9 protein-coding genes are annotated in these 14,716 nt (G+C 47.2%); all 9 read right to left on the minus strand.

Annotated features, from left to right (window positions below; translation table 11 throughout):
• Positions 1-3: 3 nt before the first annotated feature.
• Positions 4-1,443: an Asp-tRNA(Asn)/Glu-tRNA(Gln) amidotransferase subunit GatB gene (gene gatB, locus HFM85_RS06890; protein WP_119239952.1), complete on the minus strand. Its 1,440-nt coding sequence runs from the start codon at positions 1,441-1,443 to the stop codon at positions 4-6.
• Positions 1,440-2,912, minus strand: coding sequence for an Asp-tRNA(Asn)/Glu-tRNA(Gln) amidotransferase subunit GatA (gene gatA / locus HFM85_RS06895; RefSeq protein ID WP_173737612.1), 1,473 nt, complete (start codon positions 2,910-2,912; stop codon positions 1,440-1,442). The genes gatB and gatA overlap by 4 nt, the downstream gene beginning before the upstream one ends.
• A 15-nt stretch (positions 2,913-2,927) precedes the next feature.
• Positions 2,928-3,221, minus strand: coding sequence for an Asp-tRNA(Asn)/Glu-tRNA(Gln) amidotransferase subunit GatC (gatC, locus tag HFM85_RS06900; RefSeq protein WP_110102034.1), 294 nt, complete (start codon positions 3,219-3,221; stop codon positions 2,928-2,930).
• Between the two features lie 14 nt (positions 3,222-3,235).
• Entirely contained in the window at positions 3,236-4,567 is a 1,332-nt protein-coding gene (aspS, locus tag HFM85_RS06905) for an aspartate--tRNA(Asn) ligase (RefSeq protein WP_022426749.1), read from the minus strand.
• Between the two features lie 131 nt (positions 4,568-4,698).
• Positions 4,699-5,253 carry an ANTAR domain-containing response regulator gene (locus tag HFM85_RS06910; RefSeq protein ID WP_015525749.1) on the minus strand — a complete coding sequence of 185 codons (555 nt, stop codon included), beginning with the start codon at positions 5,251-5,253 and terminating at the stop codon, positions 4,699-4,701.
• A 38-nt stretch (positions 5,254-5,291) separates the two neighbouring features.
• Positions 5,292-6,614 (minus strand): type I glutamate--ammonia ligase, encoded by a 1,323-nt coding sequence (glnA, locus tag HFM85_RS06915; RefSeq protein WP_173737611.1) that lies wholly within the window; start codon positions 6,612-6,614, stop codon positions 5,292-5,294.
• Positions 6,615-6,841: 227 nt separating this feature from the next.
• Positions 6,842-8,329: a glutamate synthase subunit beta gene (locus HFM85_RS06920; RefSeq protein WP_173737610.1), complete on the minus strand. Its 1,488-nt coding sequence runs from the start codon at positions 8,327-8,329 to the stop codon at positions 6,842-6,844.
• A 13-nt stretch (positions 8,330-8,342) separates the two neighbouring features.
• The gene (gene gltB, locus HFM85_RS06925) at positions 8,343-12,896 is read right to left on the minus strand and encodes a glutamate synthase large subunit (RefSeq protein WP_173737609.1); all 4,554 of its coding nucleotides are present in this window, start codon (positions 12,894-12,896) and stop codon (positions 8,343-8,345) included.
• On the minus strand, positions 12,893-14,521 hold the full coding sequence (locus HFM85_RS06930) for a CTP synthase (RefSeq protein WP_173737608.1): 1,629 nt from the start codon (positions 14,519-14,521) through the stop codon (positions 12,893-12,895). The genes gltB and HFM85_RS06930 overlap by 4 nt, the downstream gene beginning before the upstream one ends.
• Positions 14,522-14,716 lie beyond the last annotated feature (195 nt).

Here is a 14,716-nt window from a genome sequence, read left to right on the forward strand (position 1 = left end):
ATTTTATCTCCTTCTCTCAATTTCCTCTGCCAGTGCTTTTCTGACGCTGTCAGGATTTGCCTTGCCTTTCAGTTCTCTCATCAGCTGTCCTACGAAAAATCCCATAACCTTATCCTTGCCGCCCAGAAGCTCTGCCAGCGGTCCGGGGTTTGCATCTACGATCTTTTTCACAGTTTCAGTGAGAAGGCCTGTGTCTTCTACGATCTTAAGACCATTCTCTTCTATATATACAACCGGATCAATATCCTCGTCAAACACTTTTTCAAATACTTTCTTGGCATTCTGTGCGCTGACCTCTTTTTTCTCTACCATGGAAAGAAGGTCTGCCAGATGCTTCGGTGTAAAGTTTACTTTCTCAGGATCAAGGCCCTTGTCCTTTGTCAGGCGGAGAACCTCCACCATAAACCAGTTTGCCACCTTTTTCGGGTTTCCGAGAAGAACCGCTGTCTCCTCAAAAAGCCCTGCCAGATGTCTGGATTCGGTAAGGATTCCTGCATCATAGGCCGGAAGCTCATACTCCTTCTGATAACGTTCCATCTTGGCTTCACGAAGCTCCGGAATGGAAGTACGCAGCTCTTCGATCCATGCATCGGAAATGTGGATCGGCGGAAGATCCGGGTCCGGGAAGTAACGGTAATCCTTTGCATCCTCCTTGGAACGCATGGCATGGGAAGACTCTTTGTTATCGTCCCATCTTCTTGTCTCCTGGACAACGGATCTGCCTTCTTCCAGAAGCTCGATCTGACGTTCTCTCTCACCCTCGATTGCTCTCGCAATGGCCTTGAAGGAGTTCAGGTTCTTCATCTCTGTTCTTGTTCCGAAGGTCTCGCTTCCCACCTCACGGACAGAAAGGTTGACATCAGCACGCATGGATCCCTCCTGGAGCTTGCAGTCAGAAACTCCCAGATATTGCATGGTGCAGCGGAGCTTTTCCAGATATGCGATAACCTCCTCAGAGCTTCTCATATCCGGCTCGGATACGATCTCGATCAGCGGTACTCCGCTTCGGTTATAGTCAACAAGAGAGCAGTCTTCCCACTCATCATGGATCAGCTTACCGGCATCCTCCTCCATATGCATCTCATGGATACGTACAGTCTTTTTGCCTGCGGAAGTCTCGATCTCAACAGCTCCGTCGTAGCAGATCGGCAGATACAGCTGAGATATCTGATAGTTCTGGGGATTATCCGGGTAAAAATAGTTCTTACGGTCAAACTTGCAGTACTGATGGATATGGCAGTTTGCCGCAAGACCTGCCTTGATAGCAAACTCTACCACTTTTTTGTTGAGGACCGGAAGAGAGCCCGGCATACCGGTGCAGACCGGGCAGGTATGTGTATTTGGTGCGCCTCCGAATTCTGTGGAGCATCCGCAAAAGATCTTTGTTTTTGTGGCAAGCTCCACATGCACCTCAAGTCCTATGACTGTCTCATACTGTTTCATGCCTTTTCTCCCCCTTCCATCGCTGTTCCGAAATCACCACGTTTTTTCTCATAGGCATGTGCTGCGCGGAACAGGTTGTTTTCTTTGAAGCAATCACCGATCATCTGGATTCCGATCGGAAGTCCTGCTGCGTCTTTTCCGCATGGAACTGTGATTCCGGGAAGTCCGCACAGGTTTACTGCTACCGTATAAATATCGCCAAGATACATGGCAAGAGGATCTTTCAGGCTCTCTCCCAGCTTCGGCGCCGTAAAGGGTGATGCCGGGGCAAGAAGAACATCATATTTGGAAAAGGCCTGATCAAATTCCTTTTTGATAAGGGCTTTTGTGCGAAGTGCTTTCAGATAGTAAGCATCGTAGTAACCGGAGCTTAACACAAAGGAGCCAAGCATGATACGGCGCTTTACTTCCTCGCCGAAACCTTCAGTCCTTGTCTTCTTGTACATATCATGAAGTCCCTCGTACTCTTTTGCACGGAAGCCGTACTTCACACCGTCAAAGCGCTCCAGATTGGAGCTGGCCTCTGCGCTGGCAATGATGTAGTAGGCAGGGATCATATATTCTGTTGTCTTCATGGAGAAAAATTCTACCACTGCGCCCATCTCGGTAAGGCTCTTCAGCGTATTCATAAAGGCCTCTTTTACCTCCGGGTTCAGTCCCTCTGAGAGATATTCCTTCGGCACGCCGAATTTCATTCCCACGATCTTATCCGTCATAGAAGCAGAGAAATCAAGATCCTCTCTCTTCATGGAGGTGCTGTCCTTGGCATCGTGTCCGGCAATGATCTCAAGAAGTGCCGCACAGTCTGCAACATCCTTTCCTACCGGTCCGATCTGATCCAGAGAGGATGCATAGGCAACCAGTCCGTAACGGGATACTGTTCCGTATGTCGGTTTGATTCCGGTAACACCGCAATAGGAGCTTGGCTGACGGATGGAACCGCCGGTATCAGAACCCAGTGCCAGGTAAGTCTCTCCTGCTGCCACTGCCGCACAGGAGCCGCCGGAGGAGCCGCCCGGAACATGCTCCAGATCCCACGGGTTTCTGGTGACGCCGTAAGCGGATGTCTCTGTGGTACTTCCCATGGCAAACTCATCCATGTTTGTCTTTCCGATGATCACAAGACCTGCCTGTTCCAAGCGGTCAATAACCTCGGCATTGTACTGCGGCACAAAATTCTCAAGGATCTTTGATGCACAGGTAGTTGTTTTTCCCTTGATGCAGATATTATCTTTAATTGCAACAGGTACACCTGCAAGAGGTCCGGTATAAGTTCCGTCCTCAATGCCCTTCTGTACCTTTTTGGCTCTTGCATAGGCTTCTTTTTTGTAAGTATCAAGATAAGCGTGGACCTTGTCCTCTTTTGCTTCGATCTGATCAAATACGTATTTCACACCGTCCAGGACGCTTATCTGATGCTGCTTGATCTTTTCCGCAAGCTGTAATGCGGTTAATTTTCCCAAATCCATGTCCTGTCTCCTGTCTTATCCAATTGTTTTCGGAACCTGATACTGGTTTTCTTTCTGTTTCGGTGCATTGGCAAGCATCGCCTCATGATTGTCTCCGTTTGTCACAATATCTTCACGGAATACGTTTTCGTCCTCAAAAATATGGGACATGGGCTCTACGGAAGAAGTGTCAAGTTCATCCAGCTTGTCTACATAGTCCAGCATCTTCTGCATGTCCTCTTTTGCTTTTTCCTTTTCATCCTCTGTCAGAGAAAGCTTCGCAAGAATGCAGACATTTTCCATTGTTTCATCATCGATTATCTTTGCCATCTTTTTTCTCCTTATTACGGCTCAAGTCTGTTCATATCACGTGGGAACAAACAGGTCTCACGAACGTTTTCTTCTCCGAGGATCTGCATGGTAAGACGTTCCAGTCCGATTCCAAGTCCTCCGTGAGGCGGCATTCCATGCTTGAAGGTATCCAGATACTGCTCCATACCCTCTTCATCCATGCCACGGGCTGCGATCTTATCCTTCAGCATCTGATAATCATGGATACGCTGTCCGCCTGTAGTTACCTCAAGTCCCTTGAACAGAAGGTCAAAGCTTAATGTAAATTTCTCATCTGACGGATCATCCATTGCGTAGAACGGACGCTTCTTAGACGGATAATGTGTGACAAAAACAAAATCAGCATCATATTCTTCTTTGAAATATCTTCCGATCAGCGCTTCTTCCTCCGGCTCCAGATCATATGGGTTGCGGATCTTGCGTTTATATTTTTCAGCTACCAGCTCTTTGGCCTTGTCAAAACGTACTGCCGGGATCTTGTCCACCTTCGGAAGCTCCACCTTCAGAATGGAAAGCTCATGAGCGTAGTCTTTCTTAAGAAGTTCTACCGCATACTGAAGAAATCCGGTTTCCATCTCCATGATATCCTCAAATCCGTTGATATAGCCCATCTCAAAATCAAGGCTTGTATATTCGTTCAGATGACGTTTTGTGTTGTGCTTCTCTGCACGGAATACAGGACCGGTCTCAAATACACGGTCAAAAACGCCTACCATCATCTGTTTATAAAACTGTGGGCTCTGTGCCAGAACAGCCGGTTTATGGAAATAGCTCAGCTTGAACAGATTTGCACCACCCTCTGCACCTCTGGCTCCGATCTTCGGTGTGTGGATCTCGGTAAATCCCTTTTCATAGAGATAATCACGAAATGCCCGCACCAGAGCTTCCTGGATCTTGAATTTTGCACGCTCCTGCACATTACGCAGGGCGATAGGACGATAATTCAGCTTTGCCTCCAGGGAAGTGTTCAGCTTCCATTTGTCGATAGCCAGTGGAAGAGGCTCTGCAGGTGAGGAAAGGATCTCCACATGGCTGATGCGGAGCTCTCTTCCGTGAGGCGCTCTTTCTTCCTCATGAAGAGTTCCTGTGAGACGCACACACATTGCCTCCTTCAGATCATGAATGGAAACATTTGTCTTGTCATTCTCATATACAGTCTGAAAAAGCCCTTCTTTTTTTCGAAGTATCACAAATGCCACATCACCCATATTACGGATGCTGTGTATTGCACCTTCCACTGTTGCTTCCTGGTCTTTCATGCTCTCGGAAAGAAGCACATCCCAGGCACATTCTCTAGTCTTACAGATTCCATCCATAAATTCCATTCCCTCATCCTCCAATTCAAAGTAGTTTCACCGAATCAGGAAATCCCCTGCGGAATTTTCCCCGATCCGGTGTGATATCAGGCATTCAGAGCAGATCATTTCTGTCCGCTCTGTTGTTTTTTTGTTGTTTTTTACACAGAATCATATAAAAGCATCAGAACCATCTGGGCTGTCTCAACCATATTGGTTCCGGAATCCATACTGCATTTCTGGATATAGCGGTATGCGTCATCCTCGCTCAGGTGATTTCTTTCCATTAAAAGCATCTTTGCATTTGAAATATAATTCTGTTCTTTCCATGAACGCTGCTTCGGCTTTTTCTTATCTTTTTTCCAGCGCCTTTCGATCTGGGAAAGCATCATGCTTACCGTATTTACCAGATCTCCGACTTTCAGAGGCATTCCCACACATAAAATGGATGTTGGCGCCTCACTGATCACTCCCCGGGAGGCCATAAGCAGCATTTCAAAATAATCCGGCATATAGTCCAGAAGATCACGGTAGTACATATCCTGAAGATGATAACCGCAAAGCAGAACGCCGCCATCAAGCTCCGAGATACTGGCAAGGGCATTTGCACCCGAATTGCATACCGCCGCTACCGTGAATCCATATCGGTTAAGGACTGTGCGGATCTTTTTTGCATCTTCTATTTTCGGTAATGCAATCACGATACTCGTGTTCATAAGCCGCCACTCTCTTTCGTCCTATTATGCCTCGTTCATCAGATCCGATACAGATACTCCTCGATCTCCCAGTCTGAAATCTCCTGGGAATAACGCAGCCACTCTTTTCTCTTGGCCTGCGCATACTGTTTGCAGAAGGCTTCTCCAAGGATTTCCTTCATCCAGTCACTTTCTTCAAACAGTGTGATCGCTTCCCGTAAGTTCTCCGGTAAATTCTCGATACCCTGTTCCTTCTGATCCGACTCGGAAAGAGAACGGTCAGAAGCTTTTGTAGGATAGATCTTCTTCTGGATTCCATCCATGCCCGCTGCCAGGCATACCGCAAAAACAAGGTACGGGTTGGATGCAGCATCCGGACTTCGAAGCTCGATCCTGGTATCAGCACCATTAACTCTCGGGATCCTTACAAGTGAATTCTGGTTATTTCTCGTCCAGGTCAGTTCTGTCGGTGCATCAAATCCAGGCACAAGACGTTTGTAGGAATTTACAAGCGGATTTGTGACAAGAGCCATCTCCCGGCTATGTGCCAGAAGACCTCCGATAAAGAAACATGCTTCTTCACTGAGTTTGGACGGATCATCCTGATCCACGAAAATATTTTTTCCATTTTTAAACAGTGAAAAATGGATATGCATGGCTGAACCGTTTACTTCCCGTCTTGGCTTCGGCATAAATGTCGCATGAAGTCCATGACGTTTGGCTACAGTTCTTACTGCCATCTTAAAGGTTATAACTTCGTCTGCCATCTCACGTGCTTCCCCGTAATGAAGGGCGATCTCATGCTGTGCAGGTGCTGTCTCATGATGAGAGGATTCCACCTCAAATCCCATATCCTCAAGAGTCAGTACCATGTCACGTCTTGCATTTTCGCCTAAGTCCACCGGACTTACATCCAGGTATCCGGCTTTTTCGTGAGAAACCGTTGTAGGCATTCCGTTGTCATCAATATGAAACAGGAAAAACTCACATTCCGGGTCAACATAGCAGGTATAACCTGCCTCTTCTGCTTTCTGCGCTGTTTTTTTCAGAATATATCTTGAGCTCATCTCATGCTCAGATCCGTCTGCGCGGCGCATATCGCAGATCAGTCTTGCGACCTTTCCCTGCTGAGGACGCCATGGGAGAATTGAAAAGGTATCATAGTCCGGATACAGGATCAGATCCGGCTCCTTCTCTCCCACAATGCCCGCAATATGAGAGCCATATACAACGCACTGGTTATCCAGGGCTCTTGGAAGCTCTCTTGCTGTGATCGCAATATTTTTCAGAGTTCCAAACATATCCGTAAACTGGAGGCGGATGAACTCTACGTCTTCCTCCTCTGCCATTGCAAGAATCTCTTCTCTGGTATAATTTCCCATAGTATTCTCTCCTTTATTTCCTCATCACACAAAATAATTACCCTAAAATCAGAAAAAGGGTGCACTTCAGAGAGCTTCCGCTCCTGAAGAACACCCTTGTTCATGGACGTAATTATAGCAATCGGTCAATTCTTTGTCAACCATTTTTTAAAAGGGGCAAAAGTTCAAAAGCTTTATCGCGGAAACACGAACAGTTTTTTGACCTTTTGCCCCTGGTATCTGTTATTTTACTGTAAATATGAATAGCTCATCAATGATTCGTCAACTGCCTTCGCAGCCTCACGTCCCTCATGAATCGCCCATACAACAAGAGACTGTCCACGGTGCATATCACCTGCTGTGAATACACGGTCTACACTTGTTGCATACTGCTCAGGTTTCGTCTCCACATTGGTTCTTGGTGTAAGTGCTACACGGAAAGCATCTGTCACATATTTCTCGCTGCCAAGGAAGCCGGCTGCAATAAGGACCACATCTGCAGGGATCACTTCCTCACTGCCCTCAACCGGTACCATATTGAATCTTCCGGTCTTTTCATCCTTTACACTTTTCAGTTTTACGATCTTGGCCTTGCAGACATTTCCTTTTTTGTCCTTGATAAACTCGGTAACGGTTGTCTGATAGATCCGAGGATCATGGCCAAATACTGCAATAGCCTCTTCCTGGCCGTAATCGGTTTTCAGGACCTTCGGCCACTCCGGCCATGGATTGGAAAGAGTTCTTGCTGCAGGAGGCTGCGGCATCATCTCAAGCTGTGTTACAGATTTTGCGCCAAGACGGATGGAGGTTCCCACGCAGTCATTACCGGTATCTCCGCCACCGATAACCAGAACATTTTTGCCCTTTGCAAGCTCATATGGGAATTTTGCAAAATCTGTATCCAGAAGACTTTTTGTTACCTGCTTCAGGAAATCCACTGCAAAGTAAATTCCCTTGGCATCTCTTCCCGGAACATTGATATCTCTCGGATGAGAAGCTCCGCAGCAGAGAAGAACACGGTCATAATCCTTCAGAAGCTGTTCTGCAGTAATGTCAACACCAACATTGATATTGGTAACAAATTTCACGCCTTCCTCTTCCATCAGCTTCAGTCTGCGGTCAATGACCTTTTTCTCCAGCTTCATGTTCGGAATGCCGTAGCGGAGAAGTCCTCCGATACGGTCGTTTCTCTCAAATACTGTTACGCTGTGACCACGGCGGTTCAGCTGCTGCGCTGCTGCCAGTCCGGAAGGACCACTTCCGATAACTGCGATTGTCTTTCCTGTGCGGACAGGCGGAATCTGCGGCTTTACCCATCCCTCTGCATAGGCTGTCTCAATAATAGCTTTCTCATTCTCCTTTGTGCTGACCGGCTCTCCGTTCAGGTTACAGGTACATGCAGCCTCACAAAGTGCCGGACACACTCTGGATGTAAACTCCGGAAAACTATGTGTCTTGTTCAGACGAAGGAATGCCTGCTTCCAGTTTCCTGTATACACAAGATCATTTGTCTCAGGAACCAGATTGTGCAGCGGACAGCCGGAAGCCATTCCGCCGATCATCATACCTGCCTGGCAGAAGGGGACGCCGCAGGCCATACAGCGTGCTCCCTGAAGTTTCTGTTTTTCTTTATTTAACGGAACTCGAAATTCGTTGAAATTCTGAATACGTTCCTTTGGCGGCAGAACCTTTGCCGTTTCTCTTTCATAATCTAAAAATCCAGTTGGCTTTCCCATTTCCTCATCCTCCTTAATGTTTCACGCCGATGCTCTCATAGAACGCTTCCATCTGTGCCTGCTGGCTGGTCAGACCTTTTTCTTCCAGCTTTGCACTTAATGTGATCATTCTCTTGTACTCATCCGGAATGAGTTTTTTGAAGTGAGGCAGATAGGAATCAAAATCAGCCAGCACCTTCTTACCGATCTCGGAGCCTGTTGCTTCCACATGAGCCTCGATAAGATCACGAAGCTCTTTTTTATCATATTTATTATTCACTTTTTCAATGGAGATCATTGCTTTATTGAGGTTCTTGTAAAGAACGTTATCCACATCAAGAACATAAGCGATACCGCCGCTCATACCTGCTGCAAAGTTCTTTCCTGTTTTTCCAAGAACTACCACACGGCCACCTGTCATGTACTCGCAGCCATGCTCGCCAACGCCCTCAACAACTGCAACCGCACCGGAGTTACGTACTGCAAAACGCTCACCTGCAACACCATTGATAAATGCAGTTCCACTGGTTGCACCATAGAGTGCTACGTTTCCGACGATGATGTTCTCTTCAGCCTTGTATCCGGCCTTCTCCGGAACCTTAACGATCAGCTTACCGCCGGAAAGTCCCTTTCCGAAATAGTCGTTGCTGTCACCGGTCAGTTTCAGTGTCAGTCCCTTCGGGATAAAGGCGCCGAAGCTCTGTCCGCCTGCACCTGTACAGTTTACAGTTACAGTATCCTCCGCAAGTCCGTCCTTATGGTTTCTTGTGATCTCAGATCCGAGAATGGTACCAAATGCACGATCTGTATTAGTAACGTTTACATCAACAGAAACCTTCTCACCCTTCTGGATCGCCGGTGCACATTTTCTGACCAGAACTTTTTCATCCAGAGTTTTCTCAAGATTGAAATTATATACAGCCTTCGGATCAAAGGTTACTTTACCCTTTCCTGCATATGGGTTGTTCAGGATGGCACTTAAATCAACCTTACCCTTATGCGGCTCCTGCACACTGTCAGAAACTGTAAGAAGGTCTGTACGGCCTACCATCTCATCAATGGTGGCAACACCAAGGCGTGCCATGTACTCTCTCAGCTCCTGTGCGATAAAGCGCATGAAGTTCTCCACATACTCCGGTTTTCCGCGGAATCTCTTACGAAGCTCCGGATTCTGGGTAGCCACACCAACCGGACAGGTATCCAGGTTGCAGACTCTCATCATCACGCAGCCCATAGTTACAAGCGGTGCTGTTGCAAAACCGAATTCCTCTGCACCGAGAAGTGCTGCAATGGCAACGTCCCGACCGCTCATCAGCTTACCGTCTGTCTCGATACGTACACGGTTACGAAGTCCGTTCATGATCAGTGTCTGATGTGTTTCTGCAAGTCCAAGCTCCCATGGAAGTCCTGCATTATGGATGGAGCTTCTTGGCGCTGCTCCTGTACCTCCGTCATATCCGGAGATCAGAACAGTCTGTGCTCCGGCCTTTGCAACACCGGCGGCTACAGTACCAACACCAGCCTCAGAAACCAGCTTTACGGAAATATCCGCATATTTATTTGCATTTTTCAGGTCATAGATCAGCTCTGCAAGATCCTCGATAGAGTAGATATCATGATGAGGCGGCGGAGAGATCAGGCTGACTCCCGGTGTAGAATGACGGGTTTTTGCGATCCACGGATATACCTTCTTTGCAGGAAGATGTCCACCTTCACCAGGCTTTGCACCCTGTGCCATCTTGATCTGGATCTCTTTTGCAGAAACCAGGTAACGGCTGGTAACACCGAAACGTCCGCTTGCTACCTGTTTGATCGCAGAGCAGCGGTCATTGTCTGTTCCTGCGGAATCCAGACGCTCATCACTTTCACCACCCTCACCTGTATTTGATTTTCCATGGAGATGGTTCATTGCAATAGCCAGAGTCTCATGAGCTTCCTGGGAAATAGAACCGTAAGACATAGCACCTGTCTTAAATCGTTTTACAATATCCTCAACACTCTCAACCTGGTCGATGGGAATAGGCTCCTTGGCAAACTTAAAGTCCAGAAGACCTCTTAAGTTTCCATGTCCCTCGTCATCTACCAGCTTTGTATATTCCTTGAACATCTCATAGCTGCCCTGTTTAGTGGACTGCTGGAGAAGATGGATGGTACGCGGATTGTATTTGTGCTCTTCACCCTGGCTTCTCATCTTATGGGCACCTACACTGTCCAGAGTAAGATCTGTGGCAAGTCCAAGTGGATCAAATGCCTCAGAATGAAGTTTTTCTACGTTATCCTCGATATCTTCCAGTGTGATTCCGCCTACACGGCTTACGGTTCCTGTAAAGTAACGATCGATCACATCCTGGGAAATTCCGATTGCCTCAAAGATCTGAGATCCCTGATAGGACTGGATAGTGGAAATACCCATCTTGGAAGCGATCTTTACGATACCGCTGATCACCGCATGATTGTAATCATCAACGGCTGCATAATAGTCCTTATCCAGCATATGTGTGTCGATCAGCTCATGGATGGTATCCAGTGCCAGATACGGATTGACTGCGCTTGCTCCATATCCGAGAAGTGTTGCGAAATGATGAACTTCTCTTGGCTCACCGGATTCCAGGATCAGGGCAAGGGACGTGCTCTTCTTTGTTTTTACAAGATGCTGATGTACTGCGGAAACCGCCAGCAGGGACGGGATCGGCATATGGTTCTCATCAACACCGCGGTCAGAAAGGACCAGGATGTTTGCTCCCTCACGGAAGGCTTTGTCAACCTCTACGAACAGACGGTCAATGGCACGTTCAAGCTTTGTGCTCTTATAATATAATGTAGAAATTGTTACAACCTTGAAGCCGTCCTTTTTCATATTCTTGATCTTCAGCATATCGGTGTTGGTCAGGATCGGATTGTTGATCTTCAGCACCTGACAGTTCTCCGGCTTCTGGATCAGAAGATTTCCGTCTTTTCCTACATATACACTTGTGGAAGTAACGATTTCCTCACGGATCGCATCGATCGGCGGGTTTGTTACCTGTGCGAAAAGCTGTTTAAAGTAGTCGAACAGCGGATAATGTTCCTTGGAAAATACTGCAAGCGGAGTATCATGTCCCATGGCTCCGATGCTTTCTGAGCCGTTTAATGCCATGTTGCGGATGGAAGTACGGTACTGCTCATAAGTATATCCGAATGCTTTCTGAAGGCGTGCTCTCTCCTCCGGTGTGTACTCGACAACTCTCTGGTTCGGGATCTTGATATCATGAAGCTGTACCAGATTGCTGTCCAGCCACTCACCATAAGGCTGTTTTTTCGCATATTTTTCTTTGAGCTCATTGTCGTCAATGACACGACCCTGAACGGTATCAACCAGAAGCATTTTTCCCGGATGAAGACGTTCTTTTAATACGATCTTCTCCTCATCTACAGGAAGAACACCAACCTCTGAGGAAAGAATCATATAACCATCAGAGGTGATATAGTATCTGGATGGACGAAGACCGTTTCTGTCAAGAACTGCTCCCATCACATCACCATCTGAGAACAGAATGGACGCAGGACCGTCCCATGGCTCCATCATGGTCGCATAGTACTGATAAAAATCTCTCTTCTCCTGAGAGATCGTATCGTTGTTTGCCCATGGCTCCGGAATTGTAATCATCACTGCAAGTGGAAGATCCATTCCACTCATAACCAGGAATTCCAGGGTATTGTCAAGCATTGCGGAGTCAGAGCCATTGCGGTTAACTACAGGAAGAACCTTGTGCAGCTCATCCTTCAGATACGGAGACTCCATGTTTTCCTCACGGGCAAGCATCTTATCGGCATTGCCACGGATCGTGTTGATCTCACCGTTATGTACAATGAAACGGTTCGGATGTGCTCTCTCCCAGCTCGGGTTCGTGTTGGTACTGAAACGGGAATGTACCACTGCAATGGCAGACTCGTAATCCTGGCTCTGAAGATCACCAAAGAAGGTGCGGAGCTGTCCTACCAGGAACATACCTTTGTATACGATGGTACGGCTGTTCATGGAAACCACGTAGGTATTGTCATTACTCTGTTCAAATTCACGGCGTGCGATGTAAAGCATACGGTCAAAGGCAAGGCCCTTTTCCACATCCTCCGGCTTCTTAACGAATGCCTGCATGATGCACGGCATGCACTCTTTCGCTTTATGGCCGAGTACCTCCGGGAAAACCGGCACTGTACGCCATCCCAGAAGCTCCAATCCCTCTTTTTCCACGATGATCTCGAACATCTTCTTTGCCTGGGCACGTTTGATCTCCTGCTGCGGGAAAAAGAGCTGGGCTACACCGTATTCTCTCTCACCACCAATGTCAAAGCCCTCTTTTTTACAGACCCTCTTAAAAAATTTATGGGAAATCTGAAGAAGGATACCGACACCATCACCGGTTTTTCCTTCTGCATCCTTACCAGCACGATGCTCAAGATTCTCTACGATCTTAAGAGCATTGGCAACTGTATCATGTGTTTTCTTTCCTTTTATATTAACAACGGCTCCGATACCGCAGTTGTCATGTTCGAATTCAGGGCGGTAGAGGCCCTGCTGCTGATTTGCTACTTCTCTCATTTTTCTCATCCTTTCATTGCAGCTTCTTCTGCCGTCTTTTTATCAACTGCCGCCTGCACAAATCCACGGAACAGAGGATGTGCATGGTTTGGTCTGGATTTAAATTCCGGATGTCCCTGTGTTCCCACAAAGAACGGATGTCCGGCAATTTCGATCATCTCAACAATATGAGCATCCGGGGATGTTCCCACAATGGACATTCCCTTTTCGTCCAGTTCCTTACGGAATGCGTTGTTTACCTCATAACGATGTCTGTGGCGTTCCTGGATCTCTTTCTTTCCAAAAAGCTCATAGGATCTGGAGCCTTCGGCAAGCACACACGGATAGCTTCCAAGACGAAGGGTTCCTCCAAGATCTTCCACATCCTCCTGATCCGGCATCAGGGCAATGACCGGATGCGTGGTCTCCGGTGCCAGCTCAATGCTGTTGGCATCTTCATATCCAAGTACGTGGCGGGCAAATTCCACAATAGCCATCTGCATTCCCAGGCAGATTCCAAGGTACGGGATCTTATGAACTCTTGCATACTGCGCCGCAAGGATCATTCCTTCTGTACCACGGTTTCCGAATCCTCCCGGAACCAGAATACCATCTACGGAATGAAGGGTCTGATCCAGGTTCTTCTCATTGAGTTCTTCAGAATCTACCCACACGATATCAACCTTTGCACGGCAGGAGATTCCTCCATGCTTCAGTGCTTCCACAACACTTAAGTATGCATCATGAAGCTGTGTATATTTACCAACCATGGCAATCTTCACCGTTTTATCAGGGTGACGGAGATTTTCCACCATATTCTCCCAGTCTGTAAGATCCGGTTTGCGGTTCTCAAGTCTTAAGCTCTGCAGTACCACGTCTGCAAGCTTTTCTCTCTCCATTGCAAGAGGCGCTTCATATAAATATTCCACATCCAGATTCTGAAGCACATTGCTTACAGGCACATTACAGAACAGGGCGATCTTTCCACGGATATCCTCGGTAAGAGGATACTCGCTTCTGCATACCAGGACATCCGGCTGGATTCCCATTCCCTGAAGCTCTTTTACACTGGCCTGGGTCGGTTTGGTCTTCATCTCTCCGGAAGCACGGAGATATGGGATCAGAGTTACATGGATAAGGATTGCATTGTCATGCCCCACATCATGCTGGAACTGACGGATGGATTCCAGGAACGGCTGACTCTCAATATCACCGACTGTACCGCCAACCTCGATGATGGCAATTCTGTCTTCGTCTGCGGATTTTGCTCTGTAAAAACGACTCTTGATCTCATTGGTAATGTGCGGGATCACCTGAACGGTACCTCCGCCAAAATCACCGTGACGCTCTTTCTGAAGAACAGACCAGTAAATCTTACCGGTTGTCACATTGGAATTCTTGTCAAGGCTTTCATCAATGAAACGTTCATAATGTCCAAGGTCAAGATCAGTCTCTGTACCGTCATCGGTTACAAAAACCTCTCCATGCTGAATGGGGTTCATAGTTCCCGGGTCAATATTAATGTAGGGATCAAATTTCTGCATGGTCACCTGATACCCTCTGGCTTTCAGAAGGCGCCCAAGAGACGCTGCGGTAATTCCTTTTCCCAGACCAGAAACAACTCCACCCGTTACAAAAACATACTTTACTGCCATCTTCGATTTCCTCCTCCATTTTGTGTTCCACAACAAAAAGGCGTCCGGAACAGGTTCCAAGGGGCGAGAATTCCCCTGTGGTATCCGTTCCTGACGCCTTTGTCAGTTATCTTTCATATAAAATATGGTTTACTATAAACTATTTTTTTTTATTTGTCAATAACTGATTTTTCATATAATCTGCGGAATTTCTTC

Source organism: Blautia schinkii (genome assembly GCF_013304825.1).
GTDB lineage: Bacteria > Bacillota > Clostridia > Lachnospirales > Lachnospiraceae > Blautia_A > Blautia_A schinkii_B.

Bases quoted from the DNA above. Each gene is read 5' to 3' on its own strand.
- aspS (WP_022426749.1), bottom strand. From the start codon at position 4,567: ATGGAATTTATGGATGGAATCTGTAAGACTAGAGAATGTGCCTGGGAT.
- HFM85_RS06920 (WP_173737610.1), bottom strand. From the start codon at position 8,329: ATGGGAAAGCCAACTGGATTTTTAGATTATGAAAGAGAAACGGCAAAG.
- gltB (WP_173737609.1), bottom strand. From the start codon at position 12,896: ATGAGAAAAATGAGAGAAGTAGCAAATCAGCAGCAGGGCCTCTACCGC.
- gatA (WP_173737612.1), bottom strand. From the start codon at position 2,912: ATGGATTTGGGAAAATTAACCGCATTACAGCTTGCGGAAAAGATCAAG.
- gatC (WP_110102034.1), bottom strand. From the start codon at position 3,221: ATGGCAAAGATAATCGATGATGAAACAATGGAAAATGTCTGCATTCTT.
- glnA (WP_173737611.1), bottom strand. From the start codon at position 6,614: ATGGGAAATTATACCAGAGAAGAGATTCTTGCAATGGCAGAGGAGGAA.
- HFM85_RS06910 (WP_015525749.1), bottom strand. From the start codon at position 5,253: ATGAACACGAGTATCGTGATTGCATTACCGAAAATAGAAGATGCAAAA.
- HFM85_RS06930 (WP_173737608.1), bottom strand. From the start codon at position 14,521: ATGGCAGTAAAGTATGTTTTTGTAACGGGTGGAGTTGTTTCTGGTCTG.
- gatB (WP_119239952.1), bottom strand. From the start codon at position 1,443: ATGAAACAGTATGAGACAGTCATAGGACTTGAGGTGCATGTGGAGCTT.